General features: G+C 70.1%; 20 protein-coding genes and 1 riboswitch. Of the genes, 9 read left to right on the top strand and 11 right to left on the bottom strand.

What is annotated here, in order from left to right:
- Positions 1-149: 149 nt before the first annotated feature.
- Complete coding sequence (locus tag ACZ7P3_RS11805; protein WP_472080740.1) at positions 150-509, top strand: hypothetical protein; 360 nt, start codon at positions 150-152, stop codon at positions 507-509.
- Between the two features lie 120 nt (positions 510-629).
- On the opposite strand, the gene ACZ7P3_RS11800 is transcribed toward ACZ7P3_RS11805, so the two are convergent.
- A complete protein-coding gene (locus ACZ7P3_RS11800; protein ID WP_472081055.1) occupies positions 630-1,175 on the bottom strand; it encodes an ATP-binding protein in 546 nt (181 codons plus the stop codon).
- Between the two features lie 222 nt (positions 1,176-1,397).
- Between ACZ7P3_RS11800 and ACZ7P3_RS11795 the strand changes: the two genes are divergently transcribed.
- A complete protein-coding gene (locus ACZ7P3_RS11795; RefSeq protein WP_472080739.1) occupies positions 1,398-1,997 on the top strand; it encodes a TetR/AcrR family transcriptional regulator in 600 nt (199 codons plus the stop codon).
- A 54-nt stretch (positions 1,998-2,051) separates the two neighbouring features.
- Here the strand turns inward: ACZ7P3_RS11795 and ACZ7P3_RS11790 are convergent, their stop codons facing one another.
- From ACZ7P3_RS11790 to ACZ7P3_RS11780, 3 genes are all read right to left on the bottom strand, one after another.
- Entirely contained in the window at positions 2,052-2,729 is a 678-nt protein-coding gene (locus ACZ7P3_RS11790; protein WP_472080738.1) for a GAP family protein, read from the bottom strand.
- Positions 2,730-3,139: 410 nt separating this feature from the next.
- Positions 3,140-5,206, bottom strand: coding sequence for an ATP-binding cassette domain-containing protein (locus ACZ7P3_RS11785; RefSeq protein WP_472080737.1), 2,067 nt, complete (start codon positions 5,204-5,206; stop codon positions 3,140-3,142).
- Between the two features lie 695 nt (positions 5,207-5,901).
- Positions 5,902-6,642 (bottom strand): class I SAM-dependent methyltransferase, encoded by a 741-nt coding sequence (locus tag ACZ7P3_RS11780; RefSeq protein ID WP_472080736.1) that lies wholly within the window; start codon positions 6,640-6,642, stop codon positions 5,902-5,904.
- A 575-nt stretch (positions 6,643-7,217) separates the two neighbouring features.
- On the opposite strand from ACZ7P3_RS11780, the gene ACZ7P3_RS11775 reads away from it, so the two are divergent.
- Both ACZ7P3_RS11775 and nicT read left to right on the top strand, forming a co-directional pair.
- Complete coding sequence (locus ACZ7P3_RS11775) at positions 7,218-8,738, top strand: catalase (protein WP_472080735.1); 1,521 nt, start codon at positions 7,218-7,220, stop codon at positions 8,736-8,738.
- A gap of 134 nt (positions 8,739-8,872) precedes the next feature.
- A riboswitch (cobalamin riboswitch) is annotated at positions 8,873-9,100 on the top strand.
- A 33-nt stretch (positions 9,101-9,133) separates the two neighbouring features.
- A complete protein-coding gene (gene nicT, locus ACZ7P3_RS11770) occupies positions 9,134-10,261 on the top strand; it encodes a Nickel transporter NicT (protein ID WP_472080734.1) in 1,128 nt (375 codons plus the stop codon).
- A 164-nt stretch (positions 10,262-10,425) separates the two neighbouring features.
- Here nicT and ACZ7P3_RS11765 read toward each other — a convergent pair whose 3' ends face one another.
- Positions 10,426-11,445 (bottom strand): aldo/keto reductase, encoded by a 1,020-nt coding sequence (locus tag ACZ7P3_RS11765; RefSeq protein WP_472080733.1) that lies wholly within the window; start codon positions 11,443-11,445, stop codon positions 10,426-10,428.
- A 480-nt stretch (positions 11,446-11,925) separates the two neighbouring features.
- Between ACZ7P3_RS11765 and ACZ7P3_RS11760 the strand changes: the two genes are divergently transcribed.
- The gene (locus ACZ7P3_RS11760) at positions 11,926-12,105 is read left to right on the top strand and encodes a hypothetical protein (RefSeq protein WP_472080732.1); all 180 of its coding nucleotides are present in this window, start codon (positions 11,926-11,928) and stop codon (positions 12,103-12,105) included.
- Entirely contained in the window at positions 12,098-13,618 is a 1,521-nt protein-coding gene (locus ACZ7P3_RS11755; RefSeq protein ID WP_472080731.1) for an FAD-dependent oxidoreductase, read from the top strand. Before ACZ7P3_RS11760 ends, ACZ7P3_RS11755 begins: the two co-directional genes overlap by 8 nt.
- 150 nt (positions 13,619-13,768) lie before the next feature.
- Here ACZ7P3_RS11755 and ACZ7P3_RS11750 read toward each other — a convergent pair whose 3' ends face one another.
- The 3 genes from ACZ7P3_RS11750 to ACZ7P3_RS11740 form a co-directional block, all read right to left on the bottom strand.
- Complete coding sequence (locus ACZ7P3_RS11750) at positions 13,769-14,233, bottom strand: GNAT family N-acetyltransferase (protein WP_472080730.1); 465 nt, start codon at positions 14,231-14,233, stop codon at positions 13,769-13,771.
- A 276-nt stretch (positions 14,234-14,509) separates the two neighbouring features.
- Complete coding sequence (locus ACZ7P3_RS11745) at positions 14,510-14,983, bottom strand: hypothetical protein (RefSeq protein WP_472080729.1); 474 nt, start codon at positions 14,981-14,983, stop codon at positions 14,510-14,512.
- A gap of 311 nt (positions 14,984-15,294) precedes the next feature.
- Positions 15,295-16,722 (bottom strand): oxygenase MpaB family protein, encoded by a 1,428-nt coding sequence (locus ACZ7P3_RS11740; protein WP_472080728.1) that lies wholly within the window; start codon positions 16,720-16,722, stop codon positions 15,295-15,297.
- Positions 16,723-17,001: 279 nt separating this feature from the next.
- Here ACZ7P3_RS11740 and ACZ7P3_RS11735 point away from each other — a divergent pair, with 279 nt between their 5' ends.
- Positions 17,002-17,964 (top strand): SDR family NAD(P)-dependent oxidoreductase, encoded by a 963-nt coding sequence (locus ACZ7P3_RS11735; protein WP_472080727.1) that lies wholly within the window; start codon positions 17,002-17,004, stop codon positions 17,962-17,964.
- A 218-nt stretch (positions 17,965-18,182) separates the two neighbouring features.
- Here ACZ7P3_RS11735 and ACZ7P3_RS11730 read toward each other — a convergent pair whose 3' ends face one another.
- A complete protein-coding gene (locus ACZ7P3_RS11730; RefSeq protein WP_472080726.1) occupies positions 18,183-18,689 on the bottom strand; it encodes a hypothetical protein in 507 nt (168 codons plus the stop codon).
- A gap of 320 nt (positions 18,690-19,009) precedes the next feature.
- On the opposite strand from ACZ7P3_RS11730, the gene ACZ7P3_RS11725 reads away from it, so the two are divergent.
- Positions 19,010-19,795 carry a hypothetical protein gene (locus tag ACZ7P3_RS11725; protein WP_472080725.1) on the top strand — a complete coding sequence of 262 codons (786 nt, stop codon included), beginning with the start codon at positions 19,010-19,012 and terminating at the stop codon, positions 19,793-19,795.
- 405 nt (positions 19,796-20,200) lie between these two features.
- Here the strand turns inward: ACZ7P3_RS11725 and ACZ7P3_RS11720 are convergent, their stop codons facing one another.
- Entirely contained in the window at positions 20,201-21,529 is a 1,329-nt protein-coding gene (locus ACZ7P3_RS11720; RefSeq protein ID WP_472080724.1) for an MFS transporter, read from the bottom strand.
- Positions 21,530-21,603: 74 nt separating this feature from the next.
- Between ACZ7P3_RS11720 and ACZ7P3_RS11715 the strand changes: the two genes are divergently transcribed.
- Positions 21,604-22,173, top strand: coding sequence for a CGNR zinc finger domain-containing protein (locus ACZ7P3_RS11715; RefSeq protein WP_472080723.1), 570 nt, complete (start codon positions 21,604-21,606; stop codon positions 22,171-22,173).
- Between the two features lie 92 nt (positions 22,174-22,265).
- On the opposite strand, the gene ACZ7P3_RS11710 is transcribed toward ACZ7P3_RS11715, so the two are convergent.
- The gene (locus tag ACZ7P3_RS11710; protein WP_472080722.1) at positions 22,266-22,781 is read right to left on the bottom strand and encodes a hypothetical protein; all 516 of its coding nucleotides are present in this window, start codon (positions 22,779-22,781) and stop codon (positions 22,266-22,268) included.
- Positions 22,782-22,864 lie beyond the last annotated feature (83 nt).

Raw genomic sequence — 22,864 nt, 5'->3', positions numbered from 1 at the left:
GGTGGCCGACCCGGGCGCGGTGATGCCGGGGCCCGGTGGATGCTCCGACGACACCGGCTGACCCAACTGCTTCACGGAGCGCACCCCGGACGGCTGACCCGGCGTCCGGGGTGCGCTGCGTTGTCAGTGCCCCCTGCGACCGTGGGGTCATGAGGACACCCACCATGGACGTCACCCCCGAGGTGCTGGTGGCGGCGCTGCGCCTGCCCGTGTGGAACACCCTCGCCGGGCGGGCCGACAGCATCCGCCGAGCCCTGCCCCAACGCCCCGAGACGGCCGCGGACCGCCTGGTCTGGCTGCGGTCGCTGACCCCCGAGCAGGCGCGCCGCGCCGCCCTCGTCGACCACCTGGACGCCCTGTGCGGGCACCTCGACGGGCGCCCCGCCCTCGGCTTCGCCGCCGACGACCCGATGCCGGACGCGGTGCTCCAGGAGGCCGAGGGCTTCAACCGGCAGCTCACAGCTCTCATCGCCGTCTACCGGACCGCCCGGCGCGAGGCCGCAGACTGACACCGCACCGACACCGCACGACCGGTTCTCCGGCGAGCTCGCCCCGGGTGCTCCGACGCCGGCCCTACGAGGCCCCGCCGACGGTGGCGCACGGCCACAGGCCTTCTCGGGCCACTCTCGTCACGCCCCCTGCCTCTCTCGCGGTCCGCTTCCGTCCTCGACCCGCAAGGCGAACCAGATGGTCTTGCCGGTGGCCGTCCGCATGCTGCCCCAGGCGTCGGCGAGCAGATCGAGGAGTTCGGTGCCGCGGCCACCCTCCGCGTCCGGGGCGACGACGTTGCGCACGGGGCCGGCGGGCTCGGTGTCCTCGACCTCGCACAGCAGGCGGCAGTGGTACAGCCGCAGATTCAGCCTGAGCGGGCCCCGCGTGTGGCGCAAGGCGTTGGTGACCAGCTCGCTGACCAGGAGCTCGGCCGTGTCGACCAGGTCGTCCAGGGCCCATTCGCCCAGTTGCGCGGTCACCAGACGCCGGGCTCGGCGCGCCGAGGTCAGTTCCCGCGCCAGGGGCCAGGAGGCGTCCCAGGCGCTGACGCGGCCACGAGGCGCGTCCAGCGGTCGCAGCGGTGCCAGCATGCGGGACCACAGAGCCCACTGCCGGGCAATCCACGAGGGTGCGGCGGCCCGAGAGAACCGGTCCCGCCGGCGAAGCGCGACAGAGCGGCCGATGGCCTGGATGACCACGCGGATCAGTCCCTTCAGAGCCGGCGACGGACGGTCCGCCGTGTACACGCCGAGCGTGCGTCGAACCCGTTCATGTAGCAGGTGCTACACCCAAATATAGACGTAGCGGGTGCTACAGTAAAGACCTCACCAAAAGCGCTTTATCGGACATTTGGAAACTGTTGTCCCGGAAACCGTTGTCCTCGGCGCTCGCACTCGGGAGCCCCCATGCCTCGCCCGCCCGATCCGGCCAAACGACGCGATCTGCTCCACCGCGTCCGCGACTACGTGATCCGGAACGGGCTGGCGGACCTCTCCCTGCGCCCCCTGGCCCGCGCCCTGGGCACGAGCGACCGCATGCTCCTGTACTACTTCGGCACCAAGGAACGCATGGTCGCCGAGGCCCTCGCCGGCGACGAGCGCCGCCCCCTCCTGCGCACCCGCCATCTGATGGCGGCCTTCGGCCCGCCCACCGACCCGGCGGGTCTCCGCCGCTTCATGGAGGAGCTGTGGCGGCGGTTCAGCGACCCCGACCTGCGCGCCTCGTTCCCTCTCTACCTCGAGATCATGAGCGACAGCGTGTATCACCCGGAGCGCTACGGGCCCGTCATGCGCGACATGGTCACCGAGTGGACCGGCCTGCTCACCTCCGCCTTCCGCGAACTCGGCCTGGATCAGGACCGGGCCCGGACCCAGGCCACCCTCCTGACCGATGCCACCTTGGGCCTCCTGATCGCCCCTCTGGCGGACGGCCACTGGGACCGGGCCGACAAGGCCTTCCACGCCCTCCTCGACAGCCTGGAACCCGGATGGCATCCCACGGCGTGACGACCGCCGCGCATGTCCGGCGATGCGGCGCGAGCCCGCGGATCCGGAGTGACCTCAGAAGGCGAGGATGCTGATGCCGTCCCCGGTCAGCTTGAGTCCGAGGACGAAGAAGAGGACGGCCATGACCGCGACATTGTGTTGTGCGGCCCAGTCGCGCCAGTTGCCGAGAACGACCTGCGCCCGCTCGCCCATGACCAGGTAGACCACCAGCGGTGCGACCACTCCCACCGAGGCGATGACGACAAAAATGGCGACCGTCGCGATCTGCTGCGGCACGGGGATGCCGGACGAACTGATCGACACGCCGGCCGCGATGCTCAGCGGAGCGTTCTTGGCGTTGGCCGCCGAGAGCGCGAGCCCCAGTCCGAGGATCTTCAAGGGGGTGAACCTGTCGATTGCGGCCATCCACTTCGGCAGCCGCGCCTGAGCAGGGTCGGTGGGGCGCCGCCGCCACAGCAGCGCTCCGAGCAGGGCCAGCAGCACACCCAGGGCAAGTTTGAGGGCCCCCACCCAGGTGGCCGGGTGCTTGCCGGTGGACGCACCGTCGTTACCGCCGATCACCAGCATGATCGCTGTCAGCGCTGCCAGCCCCGCGGCCCAGCCGACGGCGAACAGGACGCCGTTGAGACGACCGTGCGGAGTGGCCAGGATGAGAATCATCGCCACGATGGGAAGCGGGCTGACCGCGACACCGGCGGCCAGTCCGAGCACGTCACCTACCGCGTGTCCCAAGGGGGCCTCCTCGTGAGGGGACGGGTCGGGCGGACACGGACCCGGTCCCTCTCTCCCTCCTCCTCACTCATCCCGGGCCCTGCCTCCTGCTCATCCTGGGATGACGTCGGTTGCCCGGCGCGGTACCGGCGCCGAACGAGTGAGGGCCGGGCAGGGGCGGCGCCCGCCGATGCCCGGCCGGGTGAGCCATGCACTACTCCGACGGCAGGCGACCGTGGCAGTACGCCGGGCGCTCGCGGCAACGGACACGTCAGGGGGACATGGCACTCCTTATGTGGGCATGGGCATGGGCATGGGAGCGGGAGTGGTAACGGGCATGGGTGTGGGTGTCGGTGTGGGTGTCGGCGTGGGTGTGGGTGTGGGCTGGCGGCGGATGCCGGTCATGCGGCACGCGCCGTCCGGGCGCGTGGTCACGGCGCGGTCGGCCCTCCGGCGCGCGAGGCGGCGGGCGGGCCGCCGCCCTGCCCTGGCACCGGCAGGGTCTGGAACTGTCGGGCCTGCCGTTCGTACACCCTGCGGAAGACCCCGCCGCAGAGCTCGGGGTCCATGAGTTCGTCGAAGGTGCCGCACTCGACGACGCAGCCTTCATCGAGGACGTAGATGAGGTCGGCGTGCCGGACGCTGTGCAGGCGGTGGGTGACCAGCACGGTCGTCTGCCCCGTTCCGGCGAGACGGTGGATCTGGTCGAAGACCTGCTGCTCGGACTCGGGGTCGAGCGCACTGGTCGGCTCGTCCACGACGAGGATGTCGGCTCCCGACGCCCGCCCGTCAGCACTCCCCGGTCCGCTGCCGGGACGGCCCGCGTCGCGCCCGGTGCGGTACTTGGCCCTGGCCAGTCCGACCTTCTGCCACTGTCCGCCGGAGATGTCCTGCCCGCCCTGGTAGCCGCGGACCAGCAGCGTGTCCTTGCCGCGGGGCAGTTTCGCCAGGACCTCATCGGCCCCGGAGTACGCCGCCGCGTCGTCCACGCGGGCGTCGTCGATGGGGCGGCCGGGGCTGCCGATGCCGATGTTGACCCGTGCGGTGAAGGGCCAGCGCTGGAAGTCCTGGGCGACCATCGCGATCCGGGCGAAGATCGAAGCGCGGTTGGCCTGCGCGGTGTCGACGTCGCCCCACAAGATGCGGCCGCTGTCGGGCAGATACAGGCCCGACAGCAGTTTGGTGAGGGTCGTCTTGCCCGACCCGTTCCGGCCGACCAGCGCAATGGTCCTGCCCAGGGGGAAGACGAGGTCGACCTCCCGCAGCGAAGGACGGTCGGCACCGTGATAGGTGAAGGTGACCTTCTCGAAGCGGATCTCCCTGCAGGCGGGCGGCACATCGAGCCCGGCAGTCGGGATGGCCTGGCGTTCCGCCTCGCTGCACAGCCGGTCCAGGTCGGCCACGAACAGGGACTCCTCCTGTACGTCGGCCACGGTCAGCACCAGGGCGTTGATGCTTGCCGAGCCGGTGCGGATCGCGAGGACGGCCGTGCCGCCCACCGCCAGCGGCATCGCCCCTTTCCACAGGAGCAGTCCGAGCACGCCGTACGCGGCCAGCGTGGCCAGCCCGCGTGCCGTGTCGGCGGTCAGGCCGGTACGGGCCCCGGCCCACGCCAGCCGGGTCTGCTCCCGCTCGCTGGTCTCCGCCATACCGTGGAAGTGCTCGAGCAGGAACGGGCCGACGTTGTGCACCCGGACCTCGCCCGCGGCCTTCTGGTCGATCAGCAGTCGGCTCAGCAACTGCGCGGCGCGGGCGTGCTGAACGAACCTCTGCCAGCTGGTGTATCGCTGCCGTGCCATCTCCAGCGAGCCCCAGGCGCTCGGCAGCGCCATCGCGGTGAGCAGGGGCAGCAGCACCGGGTGCAGCACCGTCAGCACCCCGGCGGCGGTGATCAGGGAGATGGTGGCGTTGACCACGGTCGTGCAGTACTTGACCATGCGACGGGCGGAGTCCGCGCCCCACTGCGCCGAGTCCATCAGCTTGTGGAAGGCGTCGTCCTCGACCGCCTTCATCTCCACCCTCGCCACCAGTCCCAGGTAGCGTTCCGTGGCGACCCGTTGGACTTTCGGCTCCAGGATCCCCGTCGCGGCCGTCGACGCCGATTTCAGCATCGAGCCCGCCATCGCCATCACCGCGACGAAGACCACCGCGGGGAGTGCTCCGCGGAGTCGGTCGACGGTGGTTCCCGCGGCGAGGAGCTCGGCCAGCAGCCGGTTGACCGCGACCAGCGAGACGGCCTGAGCGGCGCCGCGCCCGACCTCGGCGGCCGCCAGGACGTACAGGGCACGGGGGTCGGCCTGCCGGGCCAGGCGTACGGCGATGGCAATCTGCCGGGGCAGGCTCGCGGCCATGTTGCGCATGCCGAGCTTGAGCCATGCCCCCCGGTGCTGGTTCCAGCCCAGGTCGTACTCCAGCTCGCCGCCGAAGAGCAGCTTTTCGGACGACGACGGCTCGCTGGACGGCTGGGCCTGCTGCGGCTGCTGTGCGGCGCCGGTCATGCCCACCACCACGTATCCGGTCGTGACGAGCGCAGGTCGGTGGCGTCAACGTGCTGTGCCGGGCTGACGACGTGAAGGGTTACGGGCCGCCGCTGTTCGAATCGAGTAGGCCGATGCGTGGTGACGGGCAGGGGGTTCATGGGGTCCTCCATTTGGGGTCCGGGATGGCACTGGTGCTCTAAGAACGCGCCAGATCTGATGCCGTCACGGCCGTTTCGGGAGCAGCGTGTGAACGCATGTTCCGATTCGGCCGCTCGGACCCCGGGGGCTTGGCTGCCGCTCGTCAAACCCATTCGAACGAGGGACAGTCACCCCGTCGGGGGATTGCCGGATCGCGGCGGGAAGGGGCCGCGGCACCAGGCGGCCCACGGCGTGCGAGTCCCGGACGAGCGCGGCAACAGCTGCCCCGGCTTCCCTGGAGAACCCACCCCGGCACCCGTCCTTCTCCAGACTTCCCGATGTCTCATGAGACATCAGCCGCAGACAGCGAACCTGATGTCGCCTGCGACCCCCTTGAGAGCACTGCTCGGCTGATGAGCCGTTCCGATGGCGGCGAAGGCGATCAATGGGTGTGAGCTGCTTCGGGCCGCGCCCGAACGTCCTGAGCCGCCGCGGGCCGGGGACGTGGTCGTGGCCGGCGACCCGGCCCCGTGCGGGCGCACTGCACGAGGCCGGGCCGCCGGGGTGGCCGGTCGTCAGGCGCGGCAGCGCAGCATCTCCAGCGGCGGGTTGGTGTGGAAGTCCGCCCAGAAGTCCACGCCGAACTCGTGCACGCCGGCCGCCGACACCGTCAGCGGGACCCAGGTCACCTCGCTGAATCCGGCGGCCCGCAGGCACTCCTCGTAGACCTCGCGGCGCGGACGGTTGGCGACGAACGAGATCGGCGGGTCGAGCAGCGCCGTGGTCCGCACCTGCGGTCCGGTCTCGGCCTCCTCGCCGGTGAGCACGCTGCGGAAGCCGTACTTGTCCGGGGGCGGCCCGTCGAAGCGGAAGTCGGGCGACTGGTTGAGCAGGAAGAACTCGCCGCCGTGCGTCAGGCTTCGGCGCACGTTGCGGCACATCCGCTCGGTGGTGGCGATGTCCTCCGCGTAGTTGAGCAGCTGGACCGCCAGGGCGATGTCGAACCGGTGCTCAAGGGAACGCAGTTCGGACACGTCGCCCGTCTCGTACCGCACGCCCAGCGGATCTCCTGCCTCCAACGCCTGTGCCACGGAGACCATTTCACCGGAGATGTCGATGCCGAGCACGTCCGTGGCGCCGCGCCGCTTGAACTCCCGGCTGTAGAAGCCGGTGCCGGAGGCCAGGTCGAGGACCGACTTCCCGCGCACCTCCCCGACCATGGCCAGGAAGCTGGGCACCACCGCGTACCGCTCCAGCGGCAGGGCCTTGAACCCCTCGAACGCCTCACCGATCTCGTCGTACTGCTGCGCACTCACTGTGCTGTCCTCCCCGTGTTCCGTCACGTTGCCGGCCACGGCCTCCCCTCTCCGGGGCCCTTCGTGGCCTGTGGCTGGCAGTCTCTACGGACTACGGCAGGCGGTCGTACTGGCAGAAGCCACGAAGAACAGGACTCCCTCCCGGCCTCCTGTACAGGTGGTCGTGCGGCTCCGGTGGAGGACGGACACCCTCGGTGCGGCCTCCGGGATCCTCTTCGCGCGCCTCCGCCGTGCAGGTGGTGGCGCAGGGAATGGTCCGGATCTCGACCGAGGCGGGCCCGCGCACCGCGGCCGGCCTGCCCTTGGCCCCGTTCCTCGATCGATCGCCGGCACCAGCTGCCAGGTCTTCCATTTGGTCTATACCGGTGTGCCCTTGTGTCGAGGGTTGAGGCGAGGGTGTTTATCCCGCTCTCTCCGGGTCACGCGACCTTGTGGGAACGAGGTGCCGGCCGGGACCGTCCACACCGCGTCTGTGCGGCGTGCGGCGCAGTGAGAGCGGCAGCCGCACCTCGCCGATCGGACGTCGATGCCCGAGGACGCGGCGTCACTGCTGACGCATCACGAAAGGCAGACTCATGACGGAGATCCGACCCGCCACCACGAGCGATTCCGGCGCACCGGTGGAGAGTGACGAACACTCGCTCACCGTGGGTCCCGGGGGACCGATCCTGCTGCAGGACGCCTACCTGATCGAGCAGATGGCGCAGTTCAACCGGGAGCGGATTCCCGAGCGCCAGCCGCACGCCAAGGGAAGCGGCGCCTTCGGCTCCTTCGAGGTGACCCACGATGTCAGTGCCTGCACGAAGGCGGCCGTGTTCCAGCCCGGCACCCGCACCGACCTGGTCATCCGCTTCTCGACCGTGGCCGGCGAGCGCGGCAGCCCGGACACCTGGCGTGATCCTCGCGGCTTCGCGGTGAAGTTCTACACCGGCGAAGGCAACTACGACATGGTCGGCAACAACACTCCGGTGTTCTTCGTGAAGGACCCGATGAAGTTCCAGCACTTCATCCGGTCCCAGAAGCGTCGTGCCGACAACAACCTGCGTGACCACGACATGCAGTGGGACTTCTGGACGCTCTCCCCTGAGTCCGCCCACCAGGTCGCCTGGCTGATGGGAGACCGGGGCATTCCGCGGACCTGGCGCCACATGAACGGCTACACCTCCCACACGTACATGTGGATCAACGCCGACGGCGAGCGGTTCTGGGTGAAGTACCACTTCAAGACCGATCAGGGCATCGAATTCTTCACCCAGCACGAGGCCGACCAGATGGCCGCGGCCGACACGGACTACCACATGCGGGACCTCTTCGAGCACATCAGGGACGGTGATTACCCCAGCTGGACCCTGTACGTCCAGGTCATGCCGTACGAGGAAGCCGCGGGATACCGGTTCAACCCGTTCGACCTCACCAAGGTGTGGCCGCACGGGGACTACCCGCTGATCCCGGTCGGCCGCATGACGCTCGACCGTAACCCCACCGACAACCACGCTCAGATCGAACAGGCGGCGTTCCAGCCCAACAACTTCGTCCCCGGCATCGGACCGAGCCCGGACCGCATGCTGCTGGCCAGGCTGTTCTCCTACGCGGACGCCCACCGCCACCGCATCGGCGCCAACTACCAGCAGCTTCCCGTGAACGCCCCCGTCGTCGACGTCCACACGTACTCCAAGGACGGGGCGATGGCCTACCGGAACACGACCGACCCGGTGTACGCCCCGAACTCCAAGGGAGGCCCCACGGCGGACACGGAGCGTTACGGATCCCCGCCCAGCTGGACGGCCGACGGCGAGATCACCCGCGCCGCCTACGTCTCCCACTCGGAGGACGACGACTGGGGGCAGCCCGGCACCATGGTGCGCGAGGTCCTGGACGACGCCGCCCGTGACCGGCTGGTCGACAACGTCGTCGGACATCTCCTCGACGGAGTGAGCGAACCCGTCCTCGAGCGTGCCTTCGCCTACTGGTCGAACATCGACGAAACCATCGGCAAGCGCATCGCCGACGGCGTACGGGCCAAGGCCGACGAGAAGGACCCCAAGGCTGCCGAACAGGGCAACCCGGCCCGGAGCTCCATGCAGCACAAGGCTTGAGAGGCTCGACCGGCCCTGGGGGCGAGGGCGACTCACGGGACGCCGGGTGTGTCGGGTGACTGCCGGCCTCAGGCCGTGGCCTCGGGCGGAAGAGCAGCGGAGTCGGGCAGCGCCGCCGTGCCGGGGTCGGTCGGCTAACCTGGTCCGGCCGTGGTGCTCGGGAAGACCGGTGCACCGTGTCCGATCAGTTCGGACACGGGAGTCCGGAGCGGCCCTCGCCACTGTGATCGGGAAGTCTTCGCACCATTCCTGCTCCTCGCCGGGAGCAGGCGGCCACTGGGCGCATGCCGCGCCTGGGAAGGCCGGGCGGCGCGGACGTTCGACCCGTCAGCCAGGAGACCGGCCACGGCACCGTACGACGACCCGTCCACGAGGTGCTGGAGAGGCTGCCCGACATGACCCTGCCCGAAAACCCCGCCCCGCCGTCCTCGGACACCGGAATACCGGCCACGCATTCGCTGCGGTGGGAGCGCCGTGACTGGCTTCGCACCGGCGGTCTGCTCGCCGTCATCGCGGCCCTGCACGTCGTGGCCTTCATGATCCTGATCATGCTGGTCGCCCCGAACCACTACACGGTCGGCAAGCAGGTGTTCGGTGTGGGACTCGGCATCACCGCCTACACCCTGGGCATGCGGCACGCCTTCGACGCCGACCACATCGCGGCCATCGACAACACCACCCGCAAGCTCATGGCGGACGGCAAGCGCCCGGTGTCGGTCGGGTTCTGGTTCGCGTTGGGGCACTCGACGATCGTGGTCGCGATGGCCACCCTCATCGCCGCCGGCGCCCGGGTGACCGGCACCCTGCTCAACGAGAACTCCGACGCCCATGTGACGCTCGGCCTGATCGGCACCACCGTCTCCGGCACCTTCCTCTACCTGATCGCGGCCCTCAACCTGGTCGCCCTCACCGGGATCTACCGGGTCTTCAAGGCCATGCGCGCCGGTGAGTTCGACGAGCACGAGCTGGAGAAGCACCTCGACAACCGCGGCTTCATGAACCGCATCCTGGGCCGGTTGACGAAGTCCATCACCCGGCCCGGCCAGATGTACCCCGTAGGCGTCCTGTTCGGGCTGGGCTTCGACACCGCCACCGAGGTCGCCCTGATGGTCATGGCCGGCTCCGGCGCCGCCGCGGGGCTGCCCTGGTACGCGATCCTGTGCCTGCCCCTGCTGTTCGCCGCGGGTATGAGCCTGTTCGACACCCTCGACGGCTGCTTCATGAACTTCGCCTACCACTGGGCGTTCTCCAACCCGGTCCGCAAGGTCTACTACAACCTCACCATCACCGGCCTCTCCATCGCGGTCGCCTTCATCATCGGCACCATCGAGCTCGTCAGCGTCCTGCACGACAACCTCGGCCTCCAGGACGGGATCACCGACTGGATCTCCGGCATCGACCTGGACAACGTCGGCTACATCATCGTCGGTCTCTTCGTCGTCGTCTGGGCCTGCGCCATCGCCTACTGGCGCCTGGCGGGCGTCGAACACCGCTGGAACGCGAAGACCGCCGAAGCCGACTGACGCGGCCACAGCCGTACCGCGCGTTCACTTCTGCGCCGCCGACCTCTCCATGGCGTTGCACGGCAGCGGTGGGCCTGTTGGCCTGCCATCGGTGCGCGGGAGGCCGGTGCGGACGCCGGCGGCGCTGAGGTGGGTGTCGGTCGTCGCGCTGGATTCCGCCGGCATCAGCGGCGTCGCAGCGACGGGTCGAGCAGAGCGGGCGGGGTGTCGTTCTTCTCGTGCGCGGCGAGGTCGGTGCCGGGAGCCACGATTCCGTCGATCGCATCGAGCACGTCGGCGGGAAGCACGGTGTCGGCGGCGGCGAGCTGGGAGTGGAGGTGCTCCAGTGTGCGGGGGCCGATGAGCGCGCTGGTCACGGCCGGATGCGCGGTCACGAAGCCGAGCGCGAGCTGGATCACGGTCAGGCCGGCCTCGTCGGCCACCTTCACCAACTGCTCCACGGCGTCGAGCCTGGCCCAGTTGGACGGAACGGTGAGGTCGAAGCGCTGCGGCATGAACGCCGACCGGCTGGTGGTGATGTCCCGGCCCGCGCGGATCGCCCCCGACAGCCAGCCCGAGGCCAGCGGGCTCCACACCAGCACACCCATCCCGTACTCCTCGGTCACGGGCAGGACGTGGGCTTCGACGCCGCGCTGCAGGATCGAGTAGCTGGGCTGCTCGGTGACGTAACGGCTCAGGCGGTGCTCGCGGGCGGCCCACTGTGCCTGCACGAGGCGGTGGGCAGGAAAGGTCGAGGAGCCGAAGTGACGTATCTTTCCGGCGCGTTGGAGGTCGGTCAGGGCCGAGAGCGTCTCCTCGTCGCTGGTGCTCGGGTCCCACCGGTGGACCTGGTAGAGATCGATGTGGTCGACGCCGAGGCGGCGCAGGCTGTCGTCCAGCGCGCTGACCAGCCAGCGGCGTGAACTGCCCCGGTGGTTGCGTGCGTCGGCCATGGGCAGCCCGGCCTTCGTGGCCAGCACGATGTCGTCGCGGCGGCCGGCAATGGCCCTGCCGACCATCTCTTCGGACTCGCCGCCGCTGTACACGTCGGCGGTGTCGATGAGATTGATCCCGGCCTCGAGCGCGGCATCCACGAGGGCGGTGACGTCGTCCTGGCCGGTGCGCCCGATCTTGCCGAAGTTCATCGCGCCGAGCGCGAGAGAGCTGACCTGCACACCGGTGCGGCCCAACGTGCGGTACTGCATGACGTGTCTCCTCCATCTGCGATGCGGCGTGGTGCCCGATGGCACAACACGGCTCGACTGCCGGCCCGCTGCCCTGGACGTCACGAGCAAGCGGAACCGTGTTCCGTTAGACGATACGGAACGTCGTTCCGTATCGCAAGGGCGGGAGCGGGACGGAGGGGAGGGCGCCTCGTCGCCGGTGCCCTCCGGCGTGCGAAGGAGCGCCTCGGGCGCCTCGGTGTGTGCCTTGGCCACCACGAAATCGGCGGCGGTCTCGCTCGGTGCCGCTGCTCCGCAGACCGGCGGCTGCTACGCGGACGCGCACCTCGCCTGTGGGCCGGCTTCTGCCGTCAGGTTCGTCCGGCCGGCGACGGGATGACGTATCGGTCATCTGTCGGGACTGTCGGCCGGATATCGGCGGCGTATCGGTGGGGTCTGGGACCTTTGTCAAGGTCCTGCCGAAGGAACGTTCGGCAGGCGTGCGACACGCAAGGAGTCAGCATGAACAGTGACGTCACCATCGTCGGTGCTGGGCTTGGGGGACTGACCTTCACCCGGGCTCTCCACGGCGACGACGCACCCCACGGCTCGATCACGGCATCCACCGCATTAACCGCATTCACGGCATTCACCGCAGTCACCGCATTCATCGGCTTCGGGGAAGGGAACCCTCATGCATGACGTAGTGATCGTGGGCGCCGGCCCGGTCGGTCTGTTCCTGGCCTGCGAGCTCGGCCTCGCGGGCTGCTCGGTCCTGGTCCTCGAGCGGGAGGCGGAGCCCCTCTCCCCCTGGAGGGCGGCCCCGCTCGGGATGCGGGGCCTGTCCGCAGCATCGGTCGAGGCGTTCTACCGCCGCGGGATGCTGCTCCCGCTGATGACGGCGTCGGGCGTCGACGACGGTACGGGCGCGTACTCGGACGAGGACGAGGTGACACCCCCTCGTCTCGGGGGCCACTTCGCCGGCATGATGCTCGACCCGGCCAAGGTCGACGTCACCGCCCTGCCGTTCCGGCTTCCCACTCCGGCAGCGGAGGGGATGTTCACCAACCTCGAAGCGGTCGAGGCCGTGCTGTCGAAGCAGGCGTCCAAGCTCGGCGTGGAGATCAAGCGCGGCGCCACCGTCTCAGCCGTCGCACAGGACGGCGAGAGCGTGGTCGCGCAAGCCGGCGAGGACGAGTACCCGGCGCGCTGGCTCGTCGGCTGCGACGGCGGACGCAGTACGGTGCGCGGGCTCGCGGGCTTCGACTTCGTCGGCACCGAGCCGCAGCTCACCGGTTACGCCGTTCTCGCCACCATCGCCGATCCCGAGAAGCTGCGCCCCGGGTTCAACCTGACATCGACAGGCATGTACCTCCAGGCCCCCGCGAAGGGGCACCTCGGCATCATGGATCTCGACGGCGGCGCGTACGACCGCTCGCAGCGGCCGACCCGCGAACACATCCAGGCAGTCCTGCGCCGTGTGTCCGGCACCGACGTGACGCTGAGCGACGTCCAGCTCGCCTCCAGCTTCACCGATCGGGCCATGCAGACGACGACTTACCGGCAGGGGCGCGTCCTGCTCGCGGGCGACGCCGCCCACATCCACTCGCCCCTCGGAGGGCAGGGCCTCAACCTCGGCCTCGGTGACGCCATGAACCTCGGCTGGAAGCTCGCGGCGACCGTGCGGGGGAGCGCGCCGGACGGGCTCCTCGACACCTACACCCGCGAGCGCCATCCGGTCGGCGCGCGGGTACTGGACTGGTCGCGCGCCCAGGTGGCGGCCATGGGGCCGGACCCGCACTCCCAGGCGATCCAGAAGGTGATACACGACCTGATCGACACCGGTGACGGAGCGACCTATGTGTTCGACAGGATGTCGGGATTGTCGAACCGCTACGACTTCGGCAGCGAGCACCCCCTGGTCGGCCGCAACGCCCCGGACTTTCGTCTGGAGGACGGCACCCGCCTCGGCGACATGCTGCAGGACGGACGTGGCGTCGTACTCGATTTCAGCAGTGACCGAAGCCTGCACGGTCCAGCGTTGGGCCGGGAGAGCCGCATACGTTATGCGGCCGGGCCGGCCAGGAGCGACCTCGCATGGGGTGCCGTGCTTGTCCGGCCTGACGGCGTGGTCGCCTGGGCAGGTGATCGCGACCCTGATCGAGAAGCGTTCGAACGGGCCGTCAGCCGTTGGTTCGGTGCCCCCGGCACCTGAGTGAGCTGAGGCCGAGGGCCGGCTCCCGCCCCGTCCGCGCGGCAACCCGGTCGGCACCGGACCGTGGCGACGGGGTACGCCGGACTCGCCGTCCGCCGCGAGGCCACCGTGCTGAGCGCCGCGGTCAACGAGTGGCTGTGGGCCGAGCGTTCACGACCGGCCCGCGGGTGTGGCCTCTGATGCCAGCGACTTGAACATGTGCACGTCCGCATGGCCGCCGGGAATGCCCAGGGTCCGGCCGGTCTCGGCATAGCCGTGGCGCTGGTAGAAGCCGGGGGCCTGGAAGGTGAAGGAGGAGACGGCCACACGGTCGCAGCCGCGCCGCCGGGCCTCTGCCTCGGCGGCCCTCAGGATCTTGCTGCCCCAGCCGTCCTTGCGGCTGTCCTCGCGCACCCAGAGCAATTCAATGCCGCACAGACCACCCCAGGTCCAGGCGGCCAGCCCGCCGGCCAGTTCGCCGGCCTCATCCGTGACCTTGACCGAGAACGTGCCGCGATCGACCGCACCTGTGGCAGCCGTGTTGAAAGCGACCAGCTCCTCGGAGAGCCGGTCGTTCAGCTCGGGGTCGCGTTCACCGGTGGTCAAGGTCAGATGGGAGCCGGGATCAGTCGTCACCTGCGGAGTATGCCAGTCCGCCCACTGCCTCGGCAGTCGACGTGGACACCCAGCTCGTCGTGGCGATCCGTCTCTTCGATGTGGGTACGGCCAAGGGGGGCCGGTTGCCACCGGCCCCGGGCTTCGTCGTCACCGGCTGCGCCTGGCCAGGCACGGCCGTGGTCCATGTCGCCGAGGGCGGAGCGGATGGACCTCCGTCCGCTCGTGGGCCGGGAGCCCGAGCCGCCCCGGCGTCGCGCATCCCGCGAGCCGGAGCGCATGCGTTCTGCCGTGCCGTCAGCAGTAGGTCAACGAGGACGCCGGGACGAACTTCACATGGGTGTGGTAGCGGGCGAACCGGACCTGTGTGTAGTCGCGGCGTTCGACGCGGTACCAGACATTGTCCCGGTCGTGGTCGCCGTTGACGTCGTCCAGGCGGACGCACCAGCGTTCCGGGCGGATCTCCTTGCGATAGGTCTCGGTGCCGTGCTGCACCCTGCGGCAGTTCTGCCGGCGCTCGGTGGTGTACCAGGTACGGGTCCGGCGGTGGCTGCCGGAGCCGGTGGTGGAGGAGTGGCCGACCCGGACGGTGTCCGTCGTGCACTGCTTGACCATGCGCGGGCGGGTGGCCGGGACGGTCTTCCGGGGGATGTGCCGGAGGTCGTCCTTGAGGCCGGAGACGGGATCGGGCCCGTCCAGGCCGCAGGCGGTGAGCGTGGCCAGCAGGACCGCCGCCGAGCCGAGCGTTGCTCTCAGTCGTCTGTCGAACATCTTTTGCGCCCCCCGTTGTTCGGACGCGTAGCGTATCCGAACGGGCGGCGGCCGTGACCGGCTCTTGGCGACTGTGTGAGGGCACGCACGCCCACGAGATGGGTACCCGTCCGGCTCGCTCGCCTTCCTGGCAGCGCCTGGCCCCACCGGCGCCGGAGGGCCGCGCCGCAGAACCTCTTCGCCGCTGGCCCATGGCCGGTGCCCTGGGTGTTGTGGCCGCCGGCCACCGACCCCGCCACATCCCTTCCCGGCCCGTCCGGGTCAGAGGCCTCCCAGGACCTGCTGACCCGAATCGCCGGCGCTCCGGCGGGTCACGGCCGTCCGAGTAGCTGGCTGCCCGCGGTGGTGTCGGTGCGCGCGGTGAAGTAGTCGGTGAAGGCGCGCAGGAACTCCTCTTCGCTGATCCGGCCGTCGCCGTCGGTGTCCAGTTGGCGGAAGCCGTGGTTGAGTTCGGCGGGATGGACGCGGGAACCGCCGAAGACGGTGCGGTATTCGTCGGCGGTCAGGTATCCGCTGCCGTCGGTGTCGGTGGCCTGGAAGAGGGCGCGTACGGCGACGTGCAGGCCCTTTTCGAGATAGCTCGGGTCGCGGTCCACTCCCGCGATCATGGCGGTGACGAACTCCGCGCGGTCGACGCGTCCGTCGTCGTCGGTGTCCATGGTGGCGCGGATGTGCTCCCACCAGGTGTCGAAGGCGGCGTACACCTCCGCCTCGCGTTCCGGGGTGAGTTCGAGCTGCCAGCAGATGTTGTGGGCCATGGCCTGCAGGTCGGTGGCGTCGACGCGGCCGTCGCCGGTCTGGTCGAGGACCTGGCGGAAGAACAGCTCCAGCCGTGTGCGACGGGTGTCGGCCCGATGCGGGCGCCGCGGCCTGGGCAGGCGTCCGGCGGCGGCCGGGGTGCCGCTGTCGACGGCGGCCGCGGACGGTTCGGCGCCGGCGGGTGAGGTGCGGTAGCGCAACCGGTCCGGCAGGCGGGCCAGCACATGGCGCGTGCCGTGGTGCAGGGCGAAGGACAGGATCCGGGCCCGGCGCGTCCGGGAGAGGCCGAACCGCTCGCCGAAGGCGGGCGGAAGATCGGCGACGGTCAGTGCTCCCAGCGTATGCGCGGCGAGCGTACGCAGCAGTGGCCACGCGACCGTCAGGCGTCGCAACCGGCGTGGCGGCGGGGCCTGGTGCAACATCTCGAACAGCAGGTGGTGCACGACCTGGCTGTATTCGAGCGTGTCGCGGATGGTCCTGTCGATGTAGGCGGGTACGTCGCCGGCGGTGGCGGGGAAGACATGGTCGGGCAGGCCGAACTCGGCACACACCGTCCTGAACTCGCCGTAGAGCTGGTCGAGTTCGGCAGGTGTGAAGGGCTTGCCTGACAGTTCGCGCATCGCCGTGACGGACTCGTACAGCGTGACCAGCACCCAGGCGCGTACCGCGGGGTCCTCCGCGGTGAACGGCCTCCCCTTCTCGTCGGTGCCCCGGATGCGGCGGTGGGCGCGTTCCAGACGGGCGATCTCGCGGCGCAGGCCGTCACGGTCGGAGAAGAACAGCCGCGATCCGCTGTCGATGGTGTGCTCGATGCGGCGCCAGGGGTGGGCCTGGTACGTGGAGAAGCGGGCGACACCGGCGGCGACGGCGGGGTGTGCGTTCTGCAGCACCAGCAGCCGCCAGGCCACCAGAGCGATGCTCCACTCCCCGAGACCGCGGCACAGCAGGGAATCACGACCGGGAAGGGCAGTACGACTCATGGGCGTCTCCTGGAGCCCGTGGTGCACGGGCGCTGATGTCGGGGCGGAACCGGTCGAGACCGGCCGGATCGGCCGATCGGCCTCACTTCTGATGCGTGGCCGGACCGTCTGATCGGCCTCACTTCTAACGCGCACCCCGACCGTCCCGATCCGGTACGGGCGGCAAACCACCCGTCGGTGTGGTTGTCGATCATGTGCGGTGCCTGGCCGGAGTCAACCCCGTGTGCGGTGCGGGGCGCCGCTTGACTTCGAGCGGACTCCAATTCGTACGGTTCCGGCATGAGCACTGCACAGCACAAGATCGGATCCGGTTTCGGCGCCACCAGCACCGCCGACGACGTCCTGCAGGACATCGACCTGACCGGAAAGCTCGCCCTCGTCACCGGCGGCTACTCGGGCATCGGCCTGGAGACCACCCGCTCGCTCGCCAAGGCCGGCGCCCAGGTGGTCGTGCCGGCGCGTCGTCCGGCCACCGCCGCGCAGGCGCTGGCCGACATCCCCGGCGTCGAACAGGACGAGTTGGACCTCGGCGACCTGGACAGCGTGCGCGGCTTCGCCGAGCGCTTCCTGGCCTCCGGACGGACCATCGACATCGTGATCGACAGCGCCGGGATCATGGCGTGTCCGGAGACCAGGGTGGGGCCCGGCTGGGAGGCCCAGTTCGCCACCAACCACCTCGGGCACTTCGCCCTCGTGAACCGCCTGTGGCCCGCGATCGCGCCGGGCGGTGCCCGCATCGTCTCCGTCTCCTCCCGCGGCCACCACTTCTCCGGCATCCGCTGGGACGACGTCCACTGGCAGCGGGGTTACGACAAGTGGGAGGCCTACGGCCAGGCCAAGACCGCCAACGTCCTGTTCGCCGTCCAGCTCGACGCGCTCGGCCGCGACGCCGGAGTCCGTGCCTTCGCCCTGCATCCCGGCGGCATCATCACCCCGCTCCAACGGCACCTGCCCAAGGAGGAGATGATCGAGCGCGGCTGGATCGACGAGGACGGCAACGTGCTCAACCCCGAGGGCTTCAAGAGTCCGCAGCAGGGTGCGGCCACCCAGGTGTGGGCCGCGACCTCGCCGCAGCTGGACGGTCTCGGTGGCGTCTACCTGGAGGACTGCGACATCGCCGAGGTCGCACCGGAGGGCGAGGCGCGTGTCGGCGTCAAGGACTGGGCGATCGATCCGGAGCAGGCGGCTCGGCTGTGGGAGCTGTCGGCGCAGCTGACGGGCGTCAACGCCTTCGCCGCCTAGCCGGCATGTCCGGCGGGCCCTCCGCCGGGCTGAGGGCGACGGCGGGCTCCCGCGGTGCGGCGGGACCCCTGTTCGACGCCGTGAGGCCACAGGGTCCGCCGGACTGATGCCAGTGGAACGACGGGAGCGGACCGCCGGACCGCGGCGAGCGTGATCAGGTCCGGGGGCGTGGCACCGTCCCGGTGATCGCGCCCGGCGCGGAGGTGCTCCGCGAGGCTCTACGGGAGGGTCACATCGTGTTGGCGTTCACACCCGTCGTGCTGCAGGTGCAGTCGACGGAGGTCTTGCAGTGCAGCTATGGGGAAGGGGTGCTGGACCCAGTTCGCCAGATAGCCGTCCTCACCGTGGAGCCGCAGTACGGATTGAGCAGCCTCCATGACGGCGTGACCGAGAACGGCTCGGGGTTGTGCGGAACCCCAGACGAGTGTGCCGTCCTGGTCCGGCACATCGAAGGCCGTGGACATGTCTGGAAAGCGGTAGATCGCCATGTCGACGTCCGCGCCCCGGCTGCGCAGTACCCACCTCACTTCGGCCGGCTCCAGATCGAAGGAGAAACGCTGGACGTGAATGGGTCCGTAGAGACCGGCCACACCGTGAAGCAAGTCGGAAAGGGCATCCGTGCAGTAGCTGACGACGTCCTTCCGCTCTGCGGAGTCGTCCTTGATGCGGCAGATCGCCCAACCACTGCCGCTCAGTTCCCAACCGAACTGGAGATCATTCGCCATTCCGCCCCTCCTGGAGATCGTCTCCGAAGACGGTACGGCGTCGACAAGGCGTTCCGAATCGGCTTTTGCGACGCGGGCACACTGAGCGATCGGTGGGGGCGACGGTCCCGGCCGGCCAGGCTCCGGGCCATGAGCGGACCGGTGTCATCGGCTTCACCCCGACCCACGCCGTCGAGGGCGTCGCGTCGAAGCGAAGGCGGCGGTTCACGACCAGGGAGATGTCGCCGAGGGAGACTCCAGTCGCAGACCCGAGGGAACGTCTGTGCGATCCTTGTGCACTCGCTGTGTAATCTCTCCTCTCACACCCAAGGGGAGGGATCATGAAAAAGAGAACGGTCGGAGCAGCGTGGGCCGTTGCCGGCGGGGCTGCGGCTCTGACGCTGGTGACCGCCACGGGGGCCCAGGCGGAAGGGAAGGGGGACGTCCGCGTCACGGCCGCCGTCGTCAACAGCGGGAAGAACGTCACCATCGGCACGTCCCGGCTTGTCACCTACCCGATCGCCATCACCATCCGGGACAACTCAGGTGTGAAGGGTCTGTTGCACGTCAGTGTCTTCAACAAGACCATCGGTTGGGGCTTCAGCGACTGGACCGCCACCAAGTGCGTGAAGAAGAGCTCCACCACCTCGGTTTGCACGGCCACGATGACGATCGCCCCGCAGTGGCTTCCGGGCAGCCTGCCGGAGGACGTCAACCACACGGCGGGCGTCTGGCAGGTCAACGCCACCGTCGAGGCGAACGACGGGGACTACTGGATCGCCGACGACATCGCTGATTTCAAGATGAAGCGTGCCTCCAAGCTCACCACGGACGCCTCACCCGAGCCCGTCGCCAAGGGTGCCAAGCTGACCGTCTCCGGCAAGCTGACCCGGGCGAACTGGGAGGACCTGAAGTACCACGGGTTCACCGGGCAGAACGTCAAGCTCCAGTTCAAGGCAGCCGGCGCAGCCCACTACCGCACGGTGAAGACGGTGCGAACGGCCGACGCCGGGAAGCTCAGCACCAAGGTCACGGCCACCTCGGCCGGCAGCTGGCGCTGGGTCTTCCCCGGCACGACGACGACCGCGCAGGTCGTGTCGGCCGGGGACGCGGTGAAACTGAAGTAACGGCTGGTCAGGTCGCCCAGGTCGCGTGTTCCGGCCGGTGCCGAGATGGCCTTCGGCTGGTCCACCTGCGGTTTCGGCTCCCGGAACGCCGCCGGCGTTCGGATGCGTCACCCTGGCTGACCCGGTGGTGAAGCCGAGCGGGTACGGGTCGGTACCTGCTCGGCGACCCGGGCGGTCCGTTGGCGACGGTGACACGAGCCGGCCCTGGGCGGCTTGCCTGGCCGGGTGACGCGGCCCTACCGCATACAGCGGCGGGGCCGGGCGACGCGGCCCCATCGCATACAGCGGCGGGCTCGCAGGCAAGGGGCCCGCCCCGCCCGCTTCGCCGGAATCCCTGCCGCACCGGCCTGGGCGTCGGCCATCGGGCGATGCCCGGCAGAGCCGGGTACTCCTCCCTCGGCGCAGTCACCTCTGTCGCGGCCCGTCGGCCGAGTTCGAGAGCCGGCGGCGTGAACTGGTCCTCGGTGCGGAACGGCTCAGGGCCGGCTCGGACTGCTTCTCCACGGAAGGCCGGGTGGTCCGCGCAGCGTTCGGGGCCCGGCGGCGAACCCCCTCCGCGGCGTTGCGGAGACCGGGCGACTCCGGCGTCACACGCAGGTGCAGCGCGGCGAGCAGCAGGCAGAGCGCGGCCATCACCGACCACAGCGCGGTCGTCCCTGCGCGGGCGAGCAGTTGGGTGCCGAGAATGGGGGCGAGCGTCGCGGCGACGCCCCAGCCGGTACCGAAGACGGCCAGGTAGCGGCCGCTTCCGCCAGGTGGCGCGAGGTCGGTGACGAGCGCGTAGGCGCGGCCCATGACCAGCAGGTCACCGAGACTCCACACGGCGGCCGAGGCGAGCAGCGCCGGCAGGGTGCGGGAGAGGGCGTAGCCCGTCAGCCCTGCGGCCAGGAGGAGATGGGCAAGGGAGAGCGCGGCAGGCGTCGAGAGCCGGCTCGCCCAGGGCAGCCGGACCAAAGGCTGAGCGAGCACGGTGGTGGCCGCGGTGGCGGTGAACAACAGCCCGGCGTCGGCGGCGGGCAGGCCTCGCCGCGCGAGCGCGATCGGCAGGGTCATCACGGTCTGCTGGTTGATCAGCGCGTAGGCGATCCCCGTGCCCAGGACACTCAGCAGGGCTCGGTCCCGCAGCGGTCGCACCGCGGTGTCGTCCTGGACCACTCCGGGCGCTGCCCGACGGCGGTCGCGGGGGAGGGCCAGCCGGATCATCAGTGCGCAGACCAGGCACGTGGCGGCGTCGATGACGAAGAGCCAGCGCAGGTCCCGGCGCCCGAGCAGAGCGGCGAGCAGCCCGGCGCCCATCCCGCCCGCCGCGAGCGCGGCACTGAACAGGCTGAACGCGTGCACCCGCTGCCGCTCCGGCACGGACTCGCCGATGATCGCCTGGCTCGGCGGCTCGTAGAGCTCGAAGGCCAGTCCGAGCAACACCGCCCCGACGACTGCCCAGGTGAGTGATGCGGAGGCCGCGATCGCCAGCTGTGCGGCGGCGCATCCGCAGAGCCCGAGCACGATGGTCGTGCGCCGTCCGAACCGGTCGGCCAGCCGTCCTCCGGCCAGCCGTGACGGGATCGTCGCGAGTCCGAAGGCGGCGCTGACCAGCCCGGCAGTGGTCAGGTTCGCCCCGTGATCGGTGCAGATCAGCGCGGTGAGGAAAGGCAGCGAGAAGGCCCCGAGCCGGTTGACGACCCGGGCGAGCAGCAACAGGCGGACGGTACGGGGCAGCGGTTCGGAGCGCGGCACGACACCTCCCGTCACTGGTCAATCGTTTATTGTCGGTGACGGACACCGTAAGCGCGTGAAAGGTAACTGGTCAAGTGTTGTTCGACAGTCACATGCGGACCCTGCTCGATGCCTCGGTGGCGCTCGTCAACGCGCTGACCGACGGTGAGGCGCGCGGCCGTCGCTACCTCGCCCCCGAAGGCGCCGAGCGGGTCGGGGCGGTCCGCGCGGCGCTCTCCGCCGGGGCGGACCTGGGACTCGGCGAGGCCGACCGGTTGGCCGACACCGCCCGCGCCCTGCGCACCGTATTCGAGGCGGTGGCCGCCAACCGCCTCGACGACGCGGCTCCCGCCCTCAACGCGCTGCTGGTCGAGACCGGAGCCCGCCCCCAACTCGACCGTGCTCCCGGGGAGCCGTGGCAGGTCCACTTCCACGGTGCCGACGACTCCTACGCCGTCGGTTGGAGCGCCGGCTGCGCCACCGGCCTCGCCATGGCCCTCGGCGGTGACTACGCCGGACGCCTCGGGGTCTGCGCAGCCCCGCACTGCGACCGGGTCTATGTGGACACCTCCCGCAACGCCGGCCGCCAGTTCTGCTCGACGGCCTGCCAGAACCGGGTCAAGGCCGCCGCGTTCCGTGCCCGCCGCACGAGCGACCAGGCATGAGACCCAACCTCTCGAACGCGACCTCGAACCGGGCCTGAGCCGGGCCTGAGCCCACAGGTCAATCACCGAGCCGCGAAGCACGAGTCGGCGCATCACTGATCATCGAGGGATGCCTGTCGGGCGAGGAACTCCTCGAACGCCGCCTTCTGCTTCGGATCCATGAAGCCCTGGCGGACAGACCGGGCCTTCTCCTGGAGCCAGTGCGCCTCGTCGGGGTCCAGCAGCTCGGCGACCACCACGCCTTTGCGGGCAACCGCCGTGCGCCCTCGTGTGCGACGACGGAAAAGCGTGAACGCGCCGTATTCCTCAGGGTGGGCCAGTTCCGGTTCCTCAGGGTGGGCCAGTTCCGGCTCCTCCGCCACGGCCCGGTTCTCTTCACCGGCGCCACTCGTCCCACTGGCGCCACTCGTCGGGTAGGCCGTGGGGGCCCAGTGCTCCCAGAGTGCCAGCGTGGCCGCGGGCACCAGCACCGCGCGTTCGGCCTCCTTGCCCCCCTCCCACACGAACGTGACGGAGACGGGCTCGCCGACCGCCTCGGCCAACCCGAGCACCCTCTCCATCTCGTCGTTGATCGGGTAACTCACCACTGCATCGATCTGAATCCCCATGGCGCCTGAGGCTACGGGCCGCCTCTGACATGCCGGCCCGCAGCGCATGCAGGCATGCGGACAGGTGCCCGGTCGAGACGGCG

The organism is Streptomyces sp. NPDC107581, from assembly GCF_055657175.1.
This window is presented reverse-complemented; position numbering and strand designations above follow the sequence as displayed.